Genomic DNA, 20,442 nt, shown 5'->3' with positions numbered 1-20,442 from the left:
CTCTATTGCATCATCCGATGAACGGAATAGACATCTCTGACACGCTTAATTTTATCGACGACCGATTGCAAATGATCATTGTTCCGAATGAGAATCGTCATATGAATGAGCGACATTTTGTTCTTATCCGAACGACCCGATACCGCCGAAATATTCGTCTTGCTCTCGGATACCGCCTGAAGCACTTCATTTAGCATACCGCGGCGATCCAGTCCTGTAATCTCAATATCAACACTATAGTTCGCTTCGACCGTCTTCTCCCACTCAACTTCAATGACACGTGCTGCTTCATCAGCATCGTCATCCTTCGGAATGTTCGTACAATCCGTTCGATGCACAGACACCCCGCGTCCACGCGTAATATACCCGATAATATCATCACCAGGAATCGGATTACAGCAGCGTGCAAACCGCACAAGCAGGTTATCGATACCTTTGACCCGAACGCCGTTCGTCGGACGTGATTTCCGTTCTGGCGAACTCTTCACTTCACGTACTTCATTCGTCAATTCGATTAAATTCGCTTCTTCCGCTTCCTTACGCATTTTCTCCGTAAGTCTTGTGCAGATCTGAGCTGCGGTAATGCCACTGAAGCCGATGGCAGACAGCATATCTTCGATATCATTGAAGGTGAATTTCTTCGCCACCTCAAGCAGCTTGTCATCCGTTAACCAAGCCGACGGCTCTAGTCCTAGACGCTTTATCTCGCGCTCGAGCAGTTCTCGACCCTTCTCTACGTTCTCCTCGCGGCGCTCTTTCTTGAACCATTGCTTAATTTTGCTGCGCGCGTGCGAGGATTGTGCGATTTTGACCCAATCCTGACTTGGACCGTAGGAATGCTTCGACGTTAGAATTTCGACGATATCGCCTGTCTTCAATTTATGTTCGAGCGGTACGATTCGACCGTTTACCTTCGCGCCAATCGTCCGATTTCCGACTTCCGTATGAATGCGATAAGCAAAATCCAACGGGACTGATCCTGCCGGTAATTCGATAACTTCGCCTTTTGGTGTAAAAACAAACACAAGATCCGAGAAGAAGTCCATTTTGAGTGATTCCATGAACTCTGACGCATCTTTGGTCTCTTGCTGGAGCTCTAAAATTTCGCGGAACCAGTTCATTTTGTCCTCGAAATTGCCAGCAGGTACGACACTGCCTTCTTTGTATGCCCAATGCGCTGCGATACCGAACTCGGACGTGCGATGCATTTCCCATGTGCGGATTTGCACTTCTGTCGGTTCACCATTCGGCCCAATTACCGTCGTATGCAGGGACTGATACATATTCGCTTTTGGCATCGCGATATAATCTTTGAATCTGCCAGGCATCGGCTTCCATAACGTATGGATAATTCCGAGTGTCGCATAACAATCTTTAATATTATCAACAATGATCCGAATCGCGAGCAAATCATAGATTTCAGTGAATTGCTTGTTCTTCGTCGACATCTTCTTATACACGCTATAAATATGTTTGGGGCGTCCGGATAAATCCGCTTCGATCCCCATCTCGCCTAGCTTCTCTTTGATTCGTTCAATGACATTATCAATATACTGCTCCCGCTCTACACGCTTCTTCTGAACGAGATTCGCAATCCGGTAGTATTGCTGCGGATTTAAATATCTAAGGGCGATATCCTCCATCTCCCATTTAATTGCGGAAATCCCGAGCCGATGTGCGATTGGACAAAAAATCTCCAACGTCTCATAAGCAATTCGACGCTGGCTTTCTTCGGATTGATATTTTAACGTTCGCATGTTGTGCAAACGGTCTGCAAGCTTAATGACAATGACACGAATATCCTGCGCCATTGCTACAAACATCTTCCGATAGTTCTCGTTCTGTTGTTCCTCTTTGGATCGGAACTGAATCTTCTCGAGTTTAGTCAGACCATCCACGAGCAAGGCGCAAGTATTGCCGAATTTCTCCCGAATGGCATCCAAGGAGACCGATGTGTCTTCAACTACATCATGCAATAGCGCCGCAATAACGGATGTCGTATCCATCTGCATATTAACCACAATATCAGCGACCGCAAGCGGGTGAAGAATATAAGGCTCCCCCGATTTGCGCACCTGATTGATATGGGCTTTCTCAGCAAAATCGTAGGCTTCCTGTATACGCTGCAAGTCCTGTGGTTTGATATATGCGGATGCCTTCTCAAGTAACTTTTCAATGCCCATCTGCTCCGTTCCAATTCCTCTCTACATAGAATGCGGTTCAATCCGACCATAAATCCGTGTTTTTATCATTATGCCCTTCTGGGCTGGCTTCGTCAACTATTCTGACTTTGGTTTGTCTATTTGTGCACATTTTTGTTGAAATTATCGGAAATTCTATATAAGATAGTACAGGTTTTATATTTATTGGGGAGTGATATTGTTGTCACAAAGAGAAATTCAAGTCCATGAAAGACCTCCACTCGGCAAAGGCGCAATCCTGAGTATTCAGCATTTGTTCGCTATGTTCGGGTCGACCGTTCTTGTTCCGAATTTGTTCGGTATTGATCCGGGTATTGTTCTTCTAATGAACGGGATCGGCACACTGCTCTATCTATTCTTATGTAAAATGCAAATTCCTGCATTTCTAGGCTCAAGCTTCGCATTTATATCACCGGTTATGGTCGTACTCGCTATGAAAGGCGGCAACGGTTATTCCGATGCGCTAGGCGGCTTCATCGTTACTGGGGTTATCTTCTGTCTAGTAGCTCTTCTCATTAAAGTGGCTGGGACAAATTGGATTCACATTCTGTTCCCTCCAGCAGCAATGGCTGCAATTGTAGCCGTCATTGGTCTTGAGCTTGTTCCAGTTGCAGCTAGCATGGCAGGTCTTGTCGGATCAGCTCCAGATTGGACACCGGATTCTAAAGTCATTACGGTATCGCTCATTACACTTGGCGTGACGGTTATTGGTAATGTAATGTTCCGCGGCTTCTTCAAGATCATTCCGATCCTGATCGGAATCTTCGTCGGTTATATAGTTGCATTTATGCTAGGTCTTGTGAAATGGAAAAGTGTTATAGATGCAAGTTGGTTCTCCTTTCCACATATTACGACGCCAACATTCAACTGGACAGCGATTATTACAATTATCCCTGCAGCGCTCGTCGTTATCGTTGAGCATGTCGGTCACTTAATGGTAACAAGCAATATTGTAGGGAAAGATTTGTCCAAAGACCCGGGTCTTCACCGTTCCCTTCTCGGTAACGGGATTTCCACGATCATCTCTGGTTTTGTAGGTTCAACACCGAATACTACATACGGCGAGAACATCGGCGTTATGGCACTTACGAAAGTATACTCCACATTCGTGATTGGCGGCGCTGCCGTTTTCGCGATTCTGATGTCCTTCTCCGGTAAAATCTCGGCCATTATCTCTAGTATTCCTGTACCGGTCATGGGTGGTGTGTCGCTGATGCTCTTCGGTGTTATCGCGGCATCCGGTCTTCGCATCCTGGTAGATTCCAAAGTCGACTTCAGCAAACCTACGAACCTATTGCTCACAACCATTGTTATCGTCATTGGGATCAGCGGCGCGAAGCTAACGCTCGGCCATGTGGAGCTTAAAGGGATGGCGCTTGCGACCATCGTAGCGATCTTCCTAAGCTTATTCTTCACCATCATTGAGAAAATTGGCTGGTCGAACGATAAGTAATCCATAGCTATACACAAAAAGAGCTGGTCGTAACGAATACGTTACACCAGCTCTTTTTGATACATCTTTATTATGATTAATAAGTTAACAATGAGAAGACATCAATGTTCTCTAGTTTGTCGCGGCCATTTAATTCTGCGAGCTCGATCAAGAAAGCCGCACCGACAACATCGCCGCCTAGCTGCTGAACAAGGTTCACCGAAGTACAGATTGTACCGCCTGTTGCAAGCAGGTCATCCGCGATAAGAACCTTCTGACCCGGTTTGATGGCATCCTTATGCATCGCCAACTTGTCTGAACCATACTCTAGGTCATAGCCAACTTCAATCGTCTCTCCCGGTAATTTACCGCTCTTACGAATCGGTAAGAACCCTACGCCAAGAGCATAAGCAAGAGGTGCACCCACGACGAATCCACGTGCTTCTGGACCTGCGATCAGATCAATTTGCTTGTCCTTGATCATTTCCTTCATGGCATTGATAGCTTCGCGGTAAGCTTCACCGTTTTTGAGCAAAGTCGTAATGTCTTTAAAGCTAATACCTGGTTGCGGAAAATCCTCAATGACACGAATATGTTGTTTGAAATCCATCTATCTATCTCTCCTCTATTTCATTACTTAAACGGATTGTCGCCCAAAACGACGCGCGAGCTGCGCTGTCGATACGGCTAATAATTGCTCTTCTACAGCAGACTTGCGTTCAAGATCGCGATAAGCTTGCGCCGTGGTCAAGTCTGCTTTTTGCGGCTGTTCCACGATGGTGACACGCCCCGAAACTTCTTGAATGAAACCAAGTTCCGTGAATACATCCATCACATGCTGCAAAGTCCGTTCGGAAAGTCCTGTACGCTGCTTCATACCTTGAATAAATGTATTCTCGGCAGCAGACCACGACCGTTCTTTCATCATATCCACATAAACCCGTTTAAATTCCTCCCTCGAAGGAACACGCAAACAATCCTCTGTTGGCATGTTATCGTAGAGGATATAAATGCGTTCGAGCCGTGCGGCGTGCTGGAGAATCAAATCGACTGCAGCGACTTCCTCTGGCAAATCGATAAGATAAATCGTCTGCAGATCCGATAGCTCGACATGCGGCTGATCAGACATGCCTGAGATCGGTCTTAATCCTACTTCGCGATCGTACACCAAACACGTGAATATCTCTGCATTCAACGGAGGCACATCCCATTGCATCCAATAGGAATCACTTGCAACAACCCCCTGCAATTTCGGGCCGTAGATCGAAGAACGCCCCGATTGTTCCCAAGCTGAATGAGTCTTCTCGATATACTGCAGCGGATTCCGTATCCCGCGTCCGTCATAACATTGCACATGCGGAACCGCTAAGTCTTGTACGAGCAGCTGCGCTTTTCTGCGGCCGTTCCATTCATTGATCTGAAGTTCTCCAACAAGATCGAGTACAGCTTCATCATTCATGAGATTCGCGAGTGGGCCATTGCGGAAGGAAATGGCATCCAGCTCCATCCGACCCTCAGCGAGTGTCAATTTCAGATGCTGTTTCTCTTGACCGATTTGTCTGGACTCCTTGAGCCGAAGCCCACGCAACTTCACACGAGGCGCCGGGTTCGCCATTCCGAACGGAGCAAGCTCCTCCAGTGATTCAATGAATGCAACGGTCGCATCAGACAATTTACATTCGAGATCAATCTCAACGGAAGCCATTTCATGCTCTGGCGTGAGACAGCGCTCAGCAAGCGAGATCATCCGCGCCTCAAATGCAGCAAGATGATCCCGCTCCATTGTAAGGCCTGCGGCAGCCTCATGTCCACCATAATGATCTAATAATTCAGAACATTCTGTTAAAGCATTATACAAATTAAATCCATCAATCGAACGAGCCGATCCTTTGCACTTACCTGTATCCGCATCAATGCCCAGAATCAGCGTCGGGCGATAATAACGCTCGACAATTTTGGAGGCAACAATTCCGATTACCCCAACATTCCATCCTTCACCTGCAAGCACAATCACTTTAGGCAGCAATCCATCTTGTGAATCGGCAATTTTCTGTTCCAACTGTTCGACCGCTTCTGCCGTAATTTCTTCCACGATATCTTGTCTTGCCCGGTTCAGGGCATCAAGATGCTCGGCAAGCTGCTTCGCTTCCGCCACATCTCTAGTCGTAAGGAGATCTACGGCTTGCATCGCATGCTCCAATCGACCACTTGCATTGATCCGAGGCGCCATCGCAAATGCAACTTGCGTTGAACCAATCTGAGGCAGCTTCATATCCGCTGTTTCGAATAGTGCTCGCACGCCTAAATTGGTCGAATGACGCATACGTTCAAGACCATAACGAACGAGAATCCGGTTCTCCCCCGTTAATGGCATCAAATCTGCGATCGTCCCGAGTGTGACGAACTCCAATAATTCCTCAGGAACTCTGCCCAATAGGGCGTGTGCCAATTTGAAGGCAACGCCGACGCCTGCTAATCCTTTGAAAGGATAAGGACAATCATGGATTTTGGGATTCACAAGCGCAACTGCATTCGGTAATACGTCCGGCGGTTCATGGTGATCAGTTACGACGACATCAATCCCCAAATGATTCGCATAAGCAATCTGATCGACGGCGCTAATCCCCGTATCGACCGTAACAATTAAAGCGACACCATGCTCCGCCGCATGATCGATCGCTGGATTATTCATGCCATACCCTTCGGTCATCCGATGCGGAATATAGGTATCGAAATCCGCGCCAAGCTCGCGGAACAATTCAATCATTAATGACGTACTGGAAACCCCATCTGCATCATAATCACCATAGATGCGAATTTTCTCGCCCTGCTCTAAGGCCCGTTCGATTCGCTCAACAGCAGCATCCATTCCTTTCAGCAGGAATGGATCATGCAAATCTGTAAGTGTCCCATGCAGGAACATTTCCACTTGTTCGGCGGTATTGATTCCTCGAACAATGAGCATCTGCGCGATGAAAGTGGATACTCCCGTCTCCTCTGCCAATCGACGCACTTGCTCCGGCTGTGGATATTCTTTGAGCAACCACTTCATTTTGGAATGAAGCATTGATCCCCCTCCTTCGTCATCCAAGCCATCATGCTTGATTATTGAAGCAATGTCGGATGATCATCGTCCAACATGTGATTGTTACTCTTATACGGAAACCCTGGGTCGTAAGGGTTCACATGAATGAACACATCCGATACATGCGTGAATTGACTCATGAGATGCTGCTTCACTCGTTTGCCAATCCGATGACCTTCAAGCACTGAAATCCGAGGATTCACACTTAGTTTGACATCGACGATCACATAATGTCCATGTTCTCTCGCACGAAGCTCATCCACTTCGATAACACCCGCTACGGATAATACCGCATCAACCAATTCCTTAGAATCCTCTTCATGCAGCACATGATCCATCGTATTATGAATGGCTTCAATGACAAGTCGGTAACCCATTCGCAGCACGAGGACAGCAACCACAAGCCCTGCCAGCGGATCCAAATACAGAAGCCATGGCAAGTGCTGCCATTCCCCGACCAGTGCTCCACCTACGCCAACCAATGCTGCAAGGGAAGAGTACACATCGGACCGATGCTCCCAAGCGTTCGCAATTAACGCTTGACTCCCTAATTTACGGCCTAGACGATATTTATATTGGAACATCGCTTCCTTCACGATAATCGATATCAGAATCGCGAGGACCGCATAACCTTGAGGCGCTTCATGAACACCTGAGAAAATCGCGAGAATCGAACTGCGCGCAATCTCGAATCCGACGAACACGAGCAGCAACGAGACGACGATCGCAGCGATAGACTCGGCCTTACCATGACCATAAGGATGATCTTTATCCGGCGGGATCCGCGCCGCTCGAATGCCGACGAGGACCGCAAGCGATCCCGCGATATCAGAAGCCGAATGAAATGCATCTGCGAGTAAGGCTTTACTGCCAGAATACCATCCAACAATTCCTTTCATGACGGCTAACAATAAATTCCCAATAATTCCTACCCATGCCCCCGCTTCCGCCTTAGCGGAACGCTCATCTCTCATATGTCCCCCTCCAAGTTGAAACGGATGCACTCGCGCACAAAAGCCGCGTCGCGAGGACGCGGCTTTCCGTAAATCTTTTCGTTCACGCCGTCAATTAAGTTGTCGCTTTGGAAGCTTCGTTCTGCTTCTTAGCCTTATTCTTCAGCACTAACCACAATGGGCTCGCAATAAAGATAGAAGTGTATGCACCACATACAAGACCAATCGTCATCGCGAGTGAGAACATACGAATGGATTCACTACCGAAGAGCAGTAGACAGAATGCAGCGATGAATACCGTAAATACGGTGTTGATCGAACGTGTCATTGTCTGCGAAATACTGTGATTCACAAGTGTAATCAAATCATCCGTGGTCTTAATTTTGGCAAACCGCAGGTTCTCACGAATCCGGTCGAAGATAACGACAGTATCGTTGATCGAATAACCAATGATCGTAAGAATCGCCAGAATAAACGTTAAGTTGACTTCCAGACGGAAGATCGAGAATACGCTGATAACGATAAATGACGTATGGAGCAAGGCGATAATGGCCGCAATTGCGAAACGCCACTCAAAGCGGATACTAACATAAATAATAATCCCGATACTTGCAATTGCAACGGATAACAGCGCATTGGTCTGCAGCTCTCTAGCGATTTCAACATCAACGGTATTGATCTCGAAAGATGCTTTTGGATCAAATTTTGCTTGGAAATCCTTCTTGAATTTGATTTCTTGATCGTGTGTAAGGACGTCCCCAAGACGAACGGTTACGCGGTCGCTGCTGGTCTGAACCGTATGGTCCTTCGTAAAGCCTTGTCCTACAATGAACTGATCTACTTCTGCTTTGGATAATTCCTTGTTCACAGTCACATCAATACTGGACCCCTCACGGAAATCCACACCATAATTCAATCCGAAGATAGAAAGTACAATCACGCCGAGCAATGTAATGATGATGGAGAACGTGAAGAAATACTTGCTTAATTTAACAAAGTCGACTTTATATTTGTCTGTATCCAGGTAATGCTTGTTCGCATTCTTGTTCTTAGAGGTCACGTACTTCACGCTCCTTCACGCCGAAATATCCAAGTTTGTGTCCAACGCCATCTTTGAGCAACAGGTCCATCAAGAACCGTGAGAAGACAACGTTCGTGAGCAAACTTGTAATAATCGTCAAGATCAGAATTAACGCGAACCCTTTAACCGTACCTGTACCTAGCGCGAACAATACCGCAGCCGCGATCATCGTCGTCACGTGAGAGTCAATGATCGTACGAAGGGATGTTCTTGAACCCGCTTTGAACGAAGACAGAATGCTCTTCCCGCTGCGTAGTTCTTCCTTCACCCGCTCGTAGGTTATGATATTCGCATCGACGGCCATCCCGATCCCGAGTACAAATGCTGCAATACCCGGCAACGTTAAAGTAATATTCGCCAGCTTAAAGACGAGCAATAACAGCCATGTGAAGGAAATCAGCGTGAAGCAAGCAATCGCGCCTGGAAGGCGGTAGAATACGAGCATGAATAACAGAATAATGCCACAACCGATAAGACTTGCGATCATTGTCGCATTAAGCGATTTCTGTCCGAGCGTCGCTTCTACGCTGTTCGAATATTTCTCATTCAATTTGAGTGGTAGTGCACCCAAGTTGATCGTATCACGCATTTCTTTTGCTTCTTCAACACTATAACTACCGGAGATAACAGCTGTTCCATCTGTGAAGACGCCATTAACAACCGGGTCAGACAATAGGCGATCATCCAAGAAAATCGCTAGGTTTTTGCCTAACAAACGTTGAGAAATCTCTTGAAATTTTTTCTTATCTTTAATTTTGATGGCGATTTGCGGTTCACGAAGCTGGCTGTAAGTCAATTCCGCTCCATTCTCCACGAAATCATCACCACGAAGCTCAATCTTCGGATACTTCTCCAAATCGGTCTTCGCGTCCGCTTTTCCACCTTCTGCGCTGCGGAACGTTAAATCTGCAGGCTTCTTCATGATTTCACGAACTTCTTCTTCGTTCTTTATCCCTGCAATTTTGACACGGATCCGATCTGTCCCTTCTGGGTAGATCTCCGGTTCACTCGTACCGAGTGCATTCGCACGTTTCTCGAGACTCTTTGCCGTCTGGAGAAGTGCTTCTTTCGTTACTTTCCCGTTCGCATCTAGTGGCTGGGCCTGATAGAGAATCTCAAATCCTCCCTTAAGGTCTAATCCCAGCCGGATGTCTTTCAACAATCCTGGGGTAGTCCATGCCATAACACCAGCGGACACTACCACGATAAGCCAAAAAGCTACAACTCTTTTCATACCGTCCCCTGTTCCCCTTTCATACTCAATATTCCTATTATAGCGACGCTCTAAAATCGAGTCAATTTATGACGTAATATGGCACATTTGCCAAACTCGCATCGAAGCCTTTTCATTTCCTTATAATGTAAGAAAAACCTCTATCGAAGTCAATTCACAGGGCTGTTCGACCACATTTAGAGGTAGTTTTTATCTACAATAGTAAAGTTATGCAACAGCATCAGCGCTTCATCAAGCTGCACTTGCCTCCCGTTGAGAAAAGCCCTCCTTTTATCCAAAAGGAGAGCCCTTAAATGCAGCCATCGTCATATAATTCATAAAGCTTGTCGCTTTTAACGATAGAATATCATTCACCACTTGATGGAGCTGTGGCATGCCTTTCTTAACATATTTATTACTCACACATTCCCAGATTTCTTCTGCCGTGACATGTTCATATCCAATTAAATGAAACTCCTCGGCCTTGCTCTGGCATAGCTGTGCAAATACCTCATCTAAATTTTGGTCTGATTCCCAATCATTACTCATTGATGCGTCCCTCCTAACCTTTCGGGAACAAGCTTGTCCAATCAACCCTTGTGATGTAGTATTCGATCCTTCATCAGGGTTATCCTGCCCACGATCGGTCCTCGTGAAAAATATAGTTCGATCACCCTCTGCATGTCAAGCATCTTTCATGCATAGATATGAATGGACAGCCTGGAGCTTGACTCATGCGCATAAAAATGATGAAGGAAGAGGGATCCCTATTGCGCAAGCAATCTTTTATTAAAGGAACTATGATCTTACTCGCTGCCGGTATTATTAATCGAATACTCGGGTTTATCCCTCGCATTACGCTTCCACGTGTTATTGGAGCCGAGGGCGTCGGCCTGTATCAGTTAAGTTACCCATTCCTCATCGTCATTGTAACCATCATTACGGGAGGCATTCCACTTGCAATTGCCAAACTCGTCGCCGAAGCCGATTCGCAAGAAGATGACGCAAAGGTTCGTAAGATCCTGACGGTATCCCTCATTTTCACGATTGGGATCAGTTTGCTATTCACTTTGTTATGTATTCTATTTGCCCCTTGGATTACGACACATGTGCTCACGGATTCTCGCGTCTATCTCACCTTCCTCAGTATGGCGCCGATGATTCCGGTGATTGCGGTCTCGTCTGTCTTCCGCGGCTATTTCCAAGGCAAACAAAATATGATTCCTACCGCAGCTTCAGGGATCATCGAGACGTTGGTCCGTATCGTAGCGATGCTCACTCTGTCTTATCTTTTCCTGCCAAAGGGTATCGAATACGCAGCAGCAGGTGCTATGTTAGGTGTCGTGGCCGGTGAATTCTGCGGATTTTTCACTTTGTTCTGGCACTATTGGATGAACAAAAGATCAGCAGCTAAATCCTTCCAAAACGATACGTCGAATGCACCTCAAACAGATGCAGTCACAGATAAACAAACCGGCGTTCTTAAACGTATTATGGGTATCTCAATCCCCGTCACCGCAGGACGACTCGTCGGATCGCTATCGTATCTTTTTGAATCCATCTTAACGATGCAGAGCCTTGCCATTGCAGGCATCGCCACCGGTATCGCAACGGCTCAATACGGAGCACTGCAAGGGATGATCATCCCGATCATCATGCTGCCTGGCGCACTAACTTACTCGCTGGCCGTATCTCTCGTTCCTTCGCTATCCGAGGCAGCTGCACGGAAGGATTCGAAGACGATCCACAAACGACTTCATCAGGCCATTCGACTCTCGCTGGTCTCCGGGGCTCCTTTCGCGATCATTATGTTCGTCCTAGCAGAGCCACTGTGCCTCTTGCTCTATAATAACGGCGAAGTCGCGAACATGCTCAAATGGATGGCACCTGTCGCGCTGTTCATTTACATTCAGGCACCTTTACAAGCTGCGCTCCAAGCGTTGAATGAACCTGGTAAGGCCCTGCTCAATACATTCATTGGCGCGGCGATAAAATTGATCCTGATCGTTCAGCTCGCTTCCAATCCGGATTTAGGCATCTATGGTGCCCTTATTGCCATCATGGTGAATATTCTCGTCGTCACGATCCTGCATCTTCAGAGCGTTATCCGTGTCCTTCACTTCCGGATGTCGTGGTTGGATCTGATCAAAGTCGGTGCATCGATGATCATTATGGGCGCAGTCGTTCAATTTATTTTCCGGCAGCCTAGCTTGGTTTTGGATAACTGGGCCCGCATGCTGATCGCTTGTACTGCCGGCCTTATCATTTATTTGGTCATGATGTTCCTCGTCAAATTAGTGGACCGACATGATATCATTCGGATCCCGATTATCGGCAAATTTTTTCAGAACCGCGCCTCCTGATTGATTTTCTACCCCTTCTGTCTTGTATCGATAAATAGTTGTCCTTTATGGTCAATCGTGCAGAAGAACACCTCTTTGAAATCTTGAACGCCTTTTTCTTGAATTTTATTTTTGAGCCAGAACCGCGTCTTCTCAATTTTCTCTAGGTTCTCATCCTGCACTTTCCCATCCATAATCAAAGGCAGCGGAAGTGACGCATACTTGATATGATCCGCATGAGGAATCGCGTTCGTATGTTTATGAGAATCAATCGGATTGGATGAATTATCGTCATCTGATGATTCTTGCTCTTTCTTCAAAATAACACTTAGCTTCCCTGTCGTCTCCAGCATCGCGAATTGCACATCATTTAAATCCTCCACCTGCTGATCCCTTAGCTGCTGCATCAGATCATCAAGTGTATAGCGCTGTCTACGCATTTCATCCGCATCGAGCTTCCCATTGTTCACAATCATGCTCGGCCTGCCGTCGAAGAGAAGACGAACCGTCCGATTCTTGAGTGAAATGTAGGCGATGCTCACTTGAATCACCAATAACGTTAGAATCGGTAAAATCCCGTCCCATAGCGGACGCTTCACATCATCCAAGACGAAAACGGCACTCTCGGCAATCATAATGGAGATCACCAGATCGAATACCGATAGCTTACCGATTTCGCGTTTTCCCATCAGACGCAGCACCAGAAATACAATGAAGTATACGAGCACTGTACGAAAAATAACGGTCAGATTTTCCATTCCGCCCTATACCTCCTAGGTGAATTGTTGTGATTACCCTGGCTTCATGTATCTGGTATTCTGACCGCCGCTGGCTCGACTCATACTCCGATCGCCAGTTTAAATAAATGGAAATGGATTGCATCCTTGTACTAATTTATACAGCCTGACCATACACTGTTGGTAATAGATGTAGTTCAAAAATAGAGGAGGGATTTACGCATGAATCCGATTAACCGTGTCTCGAAATTCCATATTTCCAGTCCGATTCTTTCGGGATTAACGTATGCTTTTATCTGGATGACATTAGGAGCACTTGCTCTATCCATGCTGCTCTGGCTAAGCGGTATGCAGGAAGAGAATCTCCCGAAATACAGCTATATTCTCCATGGCTTTGCCCTCTTCATCGGTGGTATGACATCTGGACGCCGTTCGGAGAAACGCGGCTGGTACTATGGCGGGCTGCTCGGCATTCTCTACTGTCTCATTGTCATGCTTATTAGTTTCCTCGCTTATGATGCTGGATTCAATGTCTCCGTCCTTGTGATGCTTGTCGCTGCGTTCTCTATTGCAGCCATCGGCGGCATGCTAGGTGTTAATATGAAAAGATCGTAATGTTTCTTCCTGTTAGATATGTGATATAATGTTGCAGGTATCACAATCGCAGTTTAATAGGGAGGCAAAGTACGTTGGTTTTATTTCATTCCATGCAGATGGTAAGCTTGCTGACTGCTGCAGCTTTTATTCTGCTTATATGGTTCGGAGCCATGAAGAATCCGATCAAGATTGCCGGAATCTTCGTCCGTCAGCTTTTCAGTTCTCGTAAATATTTATTTCATATCATAGCACTCATTGCGATTCTACTACTCAATAATGTCGAATTGCAGATCGAAAATGCCATGAATCTGACATGGGATTTCACACCGATGATTCACCAGCTTGAAGGGAATTTCGTTCAAACGGTTCAACATTTTTTCGCAAATAACTGGATTACGACGGTTGTCGGCTTTTTTTATGTCGTTATCTTCCAAACATTGCTGCTCTCTTCCTTGGCTATCTATACAGCGGAGAAAAAAGATGAAATGGTCTATGCTACGATCTACGCGGTCATTATCAACTATGTCATCGCCATTCCATTCTATCTCTTCTTCCCTGTCAATGAAGTCTGGTCCTATGCGCCAGCACAGGTACAATTCTTAATGCTGGATGTCTATCCGAAATTCGAAGAGCAGTACAGAGCATTATCAGGACTCAACAATTGTTTCCCAAGCCTGCATACATCGATCTCCGTGACACTTGCCATTCTGGCGATTCGTTCGGGGAACAGACGATGGGCCATCTTCACCACAGCAAGCGCAGCCATCATTGTATTCTCTATTTTCTATCTAGGAATTCACTGGTTGACGGATATGCTCGGGGGAGTAGTACTCGCCGTAACAGCTTCATCCATCGGATATTGGTTCGCGCATCGAGGTACTGTGCAGTCACCAGCAAGGCTCCGTGTACCAAATCGAGATGTGGGACAGTAGCAGTCGATCGATTAGCACGGAAATGCGAATATATGCGACAAAGAGCTCTCTTCCTAAGAAGAGAGCTCTTTGTGTGTCATGCCTATGTACTAGGATGCGTCGGTAGTTTTAGTGATTGTACTAATCGCGCTGCGATCGAAAGTAAGCTTCGTCGCGTCATTCACAAGTAGAACAACAACATCTTCCGTAATTTCATGAATTGTTCCGTGCAGACCGCCGATTGTTACGATTTTATCGCCTTTTTTCACTGCGCTAAGCATCGAATTACGCGTCTTTTGTTTCTTCTGCTGTGGACGAATCAATAAGAAATAGAACACAGCGAACATCAATACGAATGGTAAGATCATTCCCCAAATACTACCGCCAGCTGCTGGAGCTGCTTCTGCTAATGGCATCGTTATCCCCCCTTTCAAAGGCTATCACTGATATATCACAAGCGGATTCTTAGAACCCGCTTTCATTCTCATGCATGCCGTATTGTTCAAAGAATTCATCTCTGAAATCAAGTAACCGATCATCTCTAATCGCTTGTCTCACATTTCGCATCAAATTGATAAGGAAATGAAGATTATGATACGTTGTCAAGCGTAGACCAAATGTTTCATCTGCCTTGATCAGATGTCTCAAGTAAGCACGTGAGTAATTCTTACACGTATAGCAATCACAATTCGGGTCAAGCGGACCAAAATCGCGAGCAAACTTCGCATTACGTACGACAAGTCGACCTTGGCTTGTCATTGTCGTTCCATTCCGTGCAATCCGAGTTGGCAGCACGCAGTCGAACATATCGACACCGCGAATGGAACCTTCGATCAGCGCATCCGGTGATCCAACCCCCATCAAATAACGTGGTTTGTTCACAGGAAGTAATGGTGTCGTATAATCGAGCACTTCATACATCAAATGCTTCGGTTCTCCGACGCTCAATCCACCAATAGCATAACCCGGGAAATCCATCGAAGTCAAATCAGCCGCGCTCTGTCTGCGCAGATCCTCGAACATACCACCCTGCACAATAGCGAACAACCCTTGATCTTGCGGACGTGCATGACTCTTCAGGCAACGCTCCGCCCAACGTGTCGTGCGCTCTAAGGAATTCTTCACATAGGAATGTTCCGCCGGGAATGGAGCACATTCATCGAATGCCATCATAATATCCGAACCCAGAGCATTCTGAATCTCCATGGCAACTTCCGGTGATAAGAACAGCTTATCCCCGCTCAAGTGGGAACGGAAGTGTACGCCTTCTTCGGTAATCTTCCGCATTTCTGCCAAGCTGAACACTTGAAATCCGCCGCTGTCTGTGAGAATCGGACGATCCCAATTCATAAACTTATGCAGACCGCCTGCTTCACGAACGATGTCGTGACCTGGACGTAAGAATAGGTGATACGTGTTGCTCAGAATAATGTGAGCATCCATTTGCTTCAGTTCTTCAGGGCTCATCGTCTTCACGGAAGCCTGCGTACCTACAGGCATGAAGGTTGGTGTCTCAATGACCCCGTGAGGCGTGTGTACACGGCCGAGACGTGCGCCTGATTGTTTACAAGTCTTAATATGTTCGTAAGTAATAGCTGCCATTTTATCGCTTCCTCTTGTACCGTCTAGTAGATAAACATTGCATCACCAAAGCTAAAGAACCGGTATTCATGTTCAATGGCTTCTTGGTATGCTCTTAATATCGTTTCTCGTCCTGCTAATGCACTCACGAGCATGACAAGTGTAGATTTGGGTAGATGAAAATTCGTCATGAGCGCATTCACGAGTTTGAACGTATATCCTGGATAAATAAAGATCGACGTCCACCCGCTGCAAGCTTCAATTGGCTGATCACCAAATCGTGTACCAATCGTCTCTAATGTTCGTGCTGACGTTGTTCCTACAGCAACGATGCGTCCCCCACGATCCCGCGCAGCTTGTATGAGCGCAGCCGTCTCCGGGCTTATCGAATAGAATTCCTCATGCATAACATGATCTTCGACCCGCTCCGCAGACATCGGACGGAAAGTTCCTAGACCGACATGGAGGGTAATATAAGCGATCTGAATTCCTTTGGCCTCAATTCGCCCCAGCAGCTCCTCGGTAAAATGCAAACCTGCTGTTGGCGCTGCCGCAGAACCCTCGTGCTTCGCATATACTGTCTGATAACGCTCGCGGTCATCCAACTGCTCCTTAATATATGGCGGCAATGGCATTTGACCCAATCGATCCAATATTTCATTAAAGATGCCGTTGTAATGAAAACGCATCACGCGCGCGCCCATCTCGCCCTCAGTCTCAACGGTTGCTGATAACTCATCGCTGAACTGAATGACGGTACCAATCTTAGCTCGTTTCGCCGGCTTGACTAGCCCTTCCCAGCGGTCTTCTCCAAGGTTCTTGAGTAGGAGCACTTCCATCTTTGCACCTGTATCTAGCTTCTCCCCGAAGATTCGTGCAGGGATGACACGTGTATCATTTAAAACCAAGGTATCGCCTGGCTCCAAATAATCGATGAGCTCTGAAAAAACATGATGTTCAATATGGCCTGTTTCTTTATGTACAGTAAGCAGCTTAGATCCTGTGCGATCCAAGAGCGGTGTCTGAGCTATCAAATGCTCTGGTAAATGAAAATCATATAAGTCCACATTCATGATCGCTATTTCATTCCTTAACCAAATTAATATCTTTATAATAGTATTGCAATATCGATTGGTAATCATACCCTTGATCTGCGAGGCCTTTCGCGCCCCATTGAGACATGCCAACCCCATGTCCATTTCCAGTACCGATGAACCGGTACAATGCTTCTCCTGTGATCACATGAACTTGTCCATGCCCACCCATAATGAGGTTAGATCCTGGATTCAGTGCAGCATTGCCTTTGCTCGTTACGGCTTGAACCTTGCCATTGCTGCTTGCCAAGGTCCGAGTTGCCCCGTTCGCACCTAATATAGTATAACTGCCCGTTTCTTCAATATCAAATCGGGTACTTGGCAAGCCATTCAATGCACTGCGAAGCGTGTCCGGATTCTTGACATCGAATACTTGTCCATTGACCTTGATCTCGGTCACACGATCAGATGGACCACGTCCTGATACTTCGAGCCGTGCAATCGAGCTTCCAACGGGGGTCTTTGATTTACCCGACATGGCTTTGACTAATTCGTCCGACGTGTATGGACCTCGAATCCAATGCATCGTATTCGATTGAATCGTTTTGTCCAAGATCACGACTTCCGTACCGATATTTACGATTGCCACCGGTTTCACATCGGCTTGAATAAGCGGGATATCTCGAAGATTCGTCCCATCGGTTGTAATCGTATAAATCGGTAAGCCTGCATCCGTCTTCCTTCCGGAATCCTTCACGAGGTCTTCTCGTACATAACCTGTCGTGTTATCACTTAGCATCACACGATACCAATAAGGCAATCCCTTTTCAGCGACATCATCAGGACTGTCGACACTCACGAGATAGGAAGTCTTATTGCCCCAAATTTCGGAGCTATCTGCTGTCTTCCCACCGCTATTCGAGGAATAGACCGGTTCGATCAGTTTGCCGCCAACCTTCATAACGAGCCCTGCCGTCGCCTCGACAGCCGCATTCGTATTCGGATGCTCCTTGTCCATGCCATAATAGGCTTGACTCAGGGTTGTATCGACTACTTGACCAATCTTGAATTTGTTGCCTTGGAAGAGTGCATACGTACGAGCCGCTACGGCCTGTGCCTTAAGCGATTCCGCCGGCCAGGAGGGCGAGACTTCCATCGCGACGACGGAATATAGATACTGCTCCAGCGGTAATTCATTCACAAGAGCTAGTCGATTATTATAGGCGCTAATCTCGAAGCTCCCTCGATACGACCGATTACTCCGTTCCGATAATTTGATTCCCGAAGACGAGCCGTTAATCCACAATTTGGCTCCTGCAGATCCACTCATCGAATATTGGGGTATTGGCTCGCTGCCATTGGCATAACCAACGGTTACGTTATCTCGTGCAAGTAGCCCCATTTGCGAAGCATCTACAGGTTGAAGAGACATGCCTGGCAGCTTTTGTGCTGCTTGATTACGAAGGGCATTCAATTCGGCTTGATCCGCAGCTTGTCCGACCCATACCGCGAACTGCAAGCCTCCTCCGGTCTTCGTGATGGCGATATAAGCATCCATCCCTGCGTCGAGTATTTTCTGCTGAACGGCAGCAGCTTGTTGTTCCGACCCATAACTTCCTGCTCCGAGATGCAGATTCCCCGTAATGACGGGCTTATCTTTCTTATAGTAGGCAGCCAAGCTCGCGTCAGTTGTCACGCGGTCACGAACCTTGCTCGCTTCAGCAGCACTGACATAATCCCCGAGAACGATTTGATAAGTTGCCACGCCTTGGCGGCGCACCATCATGACGGAAGGGGCTTCCTTCATCGCTTGCAGTCGATTCACTACGCCGTTTACTTCCCGTGTGTCCGTCGTCTCGAGTACCTTCACGGCATACGCATCTAGGCCGAATTTAACCGATTGATTCGCACTCGCATTAAGCCAAGGATCGCCTTGAACGCCGATCTGAAATCCACTTGCTGACGTGAGTGTCACCGTTGATTGAATAGCTTTGTACTGACTGCCTAAATCGGCAAAGATGACGACACGGATCTGATCCGCTTGCTCCGATGCTGTAGCTTCCTTTGCAGATATCGAATTCATCATCATTGGTGTTGTAGCAACAGATAGTGTGAGTATGGCCGCTAAGCCTACTTTTCCCATTAAAGAACGTGCTCTACCTCTCCCTAGTAAGTACATGAGTTCCTCCTCAGCGATTTACTTGTTGTGATCTGTAGGCATAGGAATGCCAAGATGTCTGTATCCTAATTCGGTAACCATTCGACCGCGCGGTGAGCGTTGCAAGAACCCGATTTGCATGAGATACGGTTCATAGACATCCTCAATCGTCTGACTCTCTTCCCCGATGGTTGCCGCGATCGTATCCAGTCCGACGGGGCCGCCTCGGAATTGACGAATCATCGCCGTCAACATTTTATGATCGATCTGATCAAGCCCTGCTTCATCGACTTGAATCATCCGCAGCGCTTCATTCGCGATGGATGCCGTAATTATGCCGTCTCCCCGTACTTGAGCGAAATCCCTTACCCGCTTCAGCAAGCGATTCGCAATCCGCGGTGTCCCCCGCGATCGCAGTGCAATCTCTTCCGCTGCATTCCCTATAATCTGAACGCCGAGTATGTCGGAAGCACGCGAGACGATGAACGCTAATTCATCGACCGTATAGAATTCGAGCCGGCTCACAACGCCGAATCGATCGCGCAGCGGCGCAGACAATAGCCCCGCACGCGTCGTCGCACCGATCAGCGTGAATGGCGGAAGATCTAACCGTACGGATCGAGCGCTTGGCCCTTTACCAATCATAATATCAAGCGCGAAATCCTCCATCGCAGGATAGAGGACTTCTTCGACCGTACGATGCAGGCGATGGATTTCATCGATGAACAACACGTCATTCTCCTGCAAATTCGTTAGTAGCGCTGCCAGATCGCCAGGGCGTTCAATTGCTGGACCTGAAGTTGTGCGTAGATTGACGCCCAGCTCATTGGCAATAATGTTCGACAATGTCGTCTTGCCAAGACCAGGTGGCCCATACAGCAGCACATGATCCAGCGCTTCCTTACGCATCTTCGCGGCTTCAATGAATACTTTCAAATTCTCTTTCACTTGGTTCTGTCCGATATATTCGGATAAATAACGAGGGCGAAGGCTCAGCTCCACCGCTTGATCTTCCATCATTAAATTCGCCGATATGATTCGATCATCCATTACAGTTCCTTTCGCTCCCCTCGATCACTAATTATTCTGACGTCAGCAATATCCGAAACGTTGCATA

17 protein-coding genes are annotated in these 20,442 nt (G+C 47.0%); 4 read left to right on the top strand and 13 right to left on the bottom strand.

Annotated features, from left to right (window positions below; all coding sequences use genetic code 11):
• Positions 1–2: 2 nt before the first annotated feature.
• Positions 3–2,183 carry a RelA/SpoT family protein gene (locus tag C558_RS0114820; RefSeq protein ID WP_018757070.1) on the bottom strand — a complete coding sequence of 727 codons (2,181 nt, stop codon included), beginning with the start codon at positions 2,181–2,183 and terminating at the stop codon, positions 3–5.
• Between the two features lie 199 nt (positions 2,184–2,382).
• Between C558_RS0114820 and uraA the strand changes: the two genes are divergently transcribed.
• Complete coding sequence (gene uraA / locus C558_RS0114815) at positions 2,383–3,654, top strand: uracil permease (RefSeq protein WP_018757069.1); 1,272 nt, start codon at positions 2,383–2,385, stop codon at positions 3,652–3,654.
• Between the two features lie 76 nt (positions 3,655–3,730).
• Here uraA and C558_RS0114810 read toward each other — a convergent pair whose 3' ends face one another.
• The 6 genes from C558_RS0114810 to C558_RS0114785 form a co-directional block, all read right to left on the bottom strand.
• A complete protein-coding gene (locus C558_RS0114810) occupies positions 3,731–4,243 on the bottom strand; it encodes an adenine phosphoribosyltransferase (RefSeq protein ID WP_018757068.1) in 513 nt (170 codons plus the stop codon).
• Positions 4,244–4,270: 27 nt separating this feature from the next.
• Positions 4,271–6,700 carry a single-stranded-DNA-specific exonuclease RecJ gene (gene recJ / locus C558_RS0114805; RefSeq protein WP_018757067.1) on the bottom strand — a complete coding sequence of 810 codons (2,430 nt, stop codon included), beginning with the start codon at positions 6,698–6,700 and terminating at the stop codon, positions 4,271–4,273.
• A gap of 38 nt (positions 6,701–6,738) precedes the next feature.
• Entirely contained in the window at positions 6,739–7,692 is a 954-nt protein-coding gene (locus C558_RS0114800; RefSeq protein ID WP_018757066.1) for a cation diffusion facilitator family transporter, read from the bottom strand.
• A 94-nt stretch (positions 7,693–7,786) separates the two neighbouring features.
• Positions 7,787–8,731 carry a protein translocase subunit SecF gene (gene secF, locus C558_RS0114795; RefSeq protein ID WP_018757065.1) on the bottom strand — a complete coding sequence of 315 codons (945 nt, stop codon included), beginning with the start codon at positions 8,729–8,731 and terminating at the stop codon, positions 7,787–7,789.
• The gene (gene secD, locus C558_RS0114790; protein ID WP_018757064.1) at positions 8,721–9,986 is read right to left on the bottom strand and encodes a protein translocase subunit SecD; all 1,266 of its coding nucleotides are present in this window, start codon (positions 9,984–9,986) and stop codon (positions 8,721–8,723) included. The genes secF and secD overlap by 11 nt, the downstream gene beginning before the upstream one ends.
• A gap of 270 nt (positions 9,987–10,256) precedes the next feature.
• On the bottom strand, positions 10,257–10,514 hold the full coding sequence (locus tag C558_RS0114785; protein ID WP_018757063.1) for a post-transcriptional regulator: 258 nt from the start codon (positions 10,512–10,514) through the stop codon (positions 10,257–10,259).
• A 185-nt stretch (positions 10,515–10,699) separates the two neighbouring features.
• On the opposite strand from C558_RS0114785, the gene spoVB reads away from it, so the two are divergent.
• Positions 10,700–12,328 carry a stage V sporulation protein B gene (spoVB, locus tag C558_RS0114780; RefSeq protein ID WP_018757062.1) on the top strand — a complete coding sequence of 543 codons (1,629 nt, stop codon included), beginning with the start codon at positions 10,700–10,702 and terminating at the stop codon, positions 12,326–12,328.
• An 8-nt stretch (positions 12,329–12,336) separates the two neighbouring features.
• On the opposite strand, the gene C558_RS0114775 is transcribed toward spoVB, so the two are convergent.
• On the bottom strand, positions 12,337–13,065 hold the full coding sequence (locus C558_RS0114775) for a DUF421 domain-containing protein (RefSeq protein WP_018757061.1): 729 nt from the start codon (positions 13,063–13,065) through the stop codon (positions 12,337–12,339).
• 201 nt (positions 13,066–13,266) lie between these two features.
• On the opposite strand from C558_RS0114775, the gene C558_RS0114770 reads away from it, so the two are divergent.
• Both C558_RS0114770 and C558_RS0114765 read left to right on the top strand, forming a co-directional pair.
• A complete protein-coding gene (locus tag C558_RS0114770) occupies positions 13,267–13,659 on the top strand; it encodes a TIGR04086 family membrane protein (protein WP_018757060.1) in 393 nt (130 codons plus the stop codon).
• 74 nt (positions 13,660–13,733) lie between these two features.
• Positions 13,734–14,573 carry a phosphatase PAP2 family protein gene (locus C558_RS0114765; RefSeq protein WP_018757059.1) on the top strand — a complete coding sequence of 280 codons (840 nt, stop codon included), beginning with the start codon at positions 13,734–13,736 and terminating at the stop codon, positions 14,571–14,573.
• A gap of 89 nt (positions 14,574–14,662) precedes the next feature.
• Here C558_RS0114765 and yajC read toward each other — a convergent pair whose 3' ends face one another.
• Genes yajC through ruvB form a run of 5 tightly spaced genes read right to left on the bottom strand, consistent with a single transcriptional unit; the run spans position 14,663 to position 20,375 of the window.
• Positions 14,663–14,968 carry a preprotein translocase subunit YajC gene (yajC, locus tag C558_RS0114760; RefSeq protein WP_018757058.1) on the bottom strand — a complete coding sequence of 102 codons (306 nt, stop codon included), beginning with the start codon at positions 14,966–14,968 and terminating at the stop codon, positions 14,663–14,665.
• A 49-nt stretch (positions 14,969–15,017) separates the two neighbouring features.
• The gene (gene tgt / locus C558_RS0114755; protein ID WP_018757057.1) at positions 15,018–16,154 is read right to left on the bottom strand and encodes a tRNA guanosine(34) transglycosylase Tgt; all 1,137 of its coding nucleotides are present in this window, start codon (positions 16,152–16,154) and stop codon (positions 15,018–15,020) included.
• A 23-nt stretch (positions 16,155–16,177) separates the two neighbouring features.
• Complete coding sequence (gene queA / locus C558_RS0114750; protein ID WP_018757056.1) at positions 16,178–17,206, bottom strand: tRNA preQ1(34) S-adenosylmethionine ribosyltransferase-isomerase QueA; 1,029 nt, start codon at positions 17,204–17,206, stop codon at positions 16,178–16,180.
• Between the two features lie 10 nt (positions 17,207–17,216).
• Positions 17,217–19,346 (bottom strand): SpoIID/LytB domain-containing protein, encoded by a 2,130-nt coding sequence (locus C558_RS0114745; protein WP_018757055.1) that lies wholly within the window; start codon positions 19,344–19,346, stop codon positions 17,217–17,219.
• Positions 19,347–19,364: 18 nt separating this feature from the next.
• Entirely contained in the window at positions 19,365–20,375 is a 1,011-nt protein-coding gene (gene ruvB, locus C558_RS0114740) for a Holliday junction branch migration DNA helicase RuvB (RefSeq protein ID WP_018757054.1), read from the bottom strand.
• Between the last annotated feature and the right edge of the window lie 67 nt (positions 20,376–20,442).

Origin of the sequence: Paenibacillus terrigena DSM 21567, assembly GCF_000374845.1 — a bacterium.
GTDB lineage: Bacteria > Bacillota > Bacilli > Paenibacillales > Paenibacillaceae > Paenibacillus_K > Paenibacillus_K terrigena.
This window is presented reverse-complemented; position numbering and strand designations above follow the sequence as displayed.

Coding starts and splice junctions, on each gene's coding strand:
- C558_RS0114770 (WP_018757060.1), top strand. CDS start 13,267: ATGAATCCGATTAACCGTGTCTCGAAATTCCATATTTCCAGTCCGATT.
- tgt (WP_018757057.1), bottom strand. CDS start 16,154: ATGGCAGCTATTACTTACGAACATATTAAGACTTGTAAACAATCAGGC.
- C558_RS0114745 (WP_018757055.1), bottom strand. CDS start 19,346: ATGTACTTACTAGGGAGAGGTAGAGCACGTTCTTTAATGGGAAAAGTA.
- ruvB (WP_018757054.1), bottom strand. CDS start 20,375: ATGGATGATCGAATCATATCGGCGAATTTAATGATGGAAGATCAAGCG.
- C558_RS0114800 (WP_018757066.1), bottom strand. CDS start 7,692: ATGAGAGATGAGCGTTCCGCTAAGGCGGAAGCGGGGGCATGGGTAGGA.
- queA (WP_018757056.1), bottom strand. CDS start 17,206: ATGAATGTGGACTTATATGATTTTCATTTACCAGAGCATTTGATAGCT.
- C558_RS0114820 (WP_018757070.1), bottom strand. CDS start 2,183: ATGGGCATTGAAAAGTTACTTGAGAAGGCATCCGCATATATCAAACCA.
- recJ (WP_018757067.1), bottom strand. CDS start 6,700: ATGCTTCATTCCAAAATGAAGTGGTTGCTCAAAGAATATCCACAGCCG.
- C558_RS0114775 (WP_018757061.1), bottom strand. CDS start 13,065: ATGGAAAATCTGACCGTTATTTTTCGTACAGTGCTCGTATACTTCATT.
- spoVB (WP_018757062.1), top strand. CDS start 10,700: ATGCGCATAAAAATGATGAAGGAAGAGGGATCCCTATTGCGCAAGCAA.
- secD (WP_018757064.1), bottom strand. CDS start 9,986: ATGAAAAGAGTTGTAGCTTTTTGGCTTATCGTGGTAGTGTCCGCTGGT.
- C558_RS0114810 (WP_018757068.1), bottom strand. CDS start 4,243: ATGGATTTCAAACAACATATTCGTGTCATTGAGGATTTTCCGCAACCA.
- yajC (WP_018757058.1), bottom strand. CDS start 14,968: ATGCCATTAGCAGAAGCAGCTCCAGCAGCTGGCGGTAGTATTTGGGGA.
- C558_RS0114785 (WP_018757063.1), bottom strand. CDS start 10,514: ATGAGTAATGATTGGGAATCAGACCAAAATTTAGATGAGGTATTTGCA.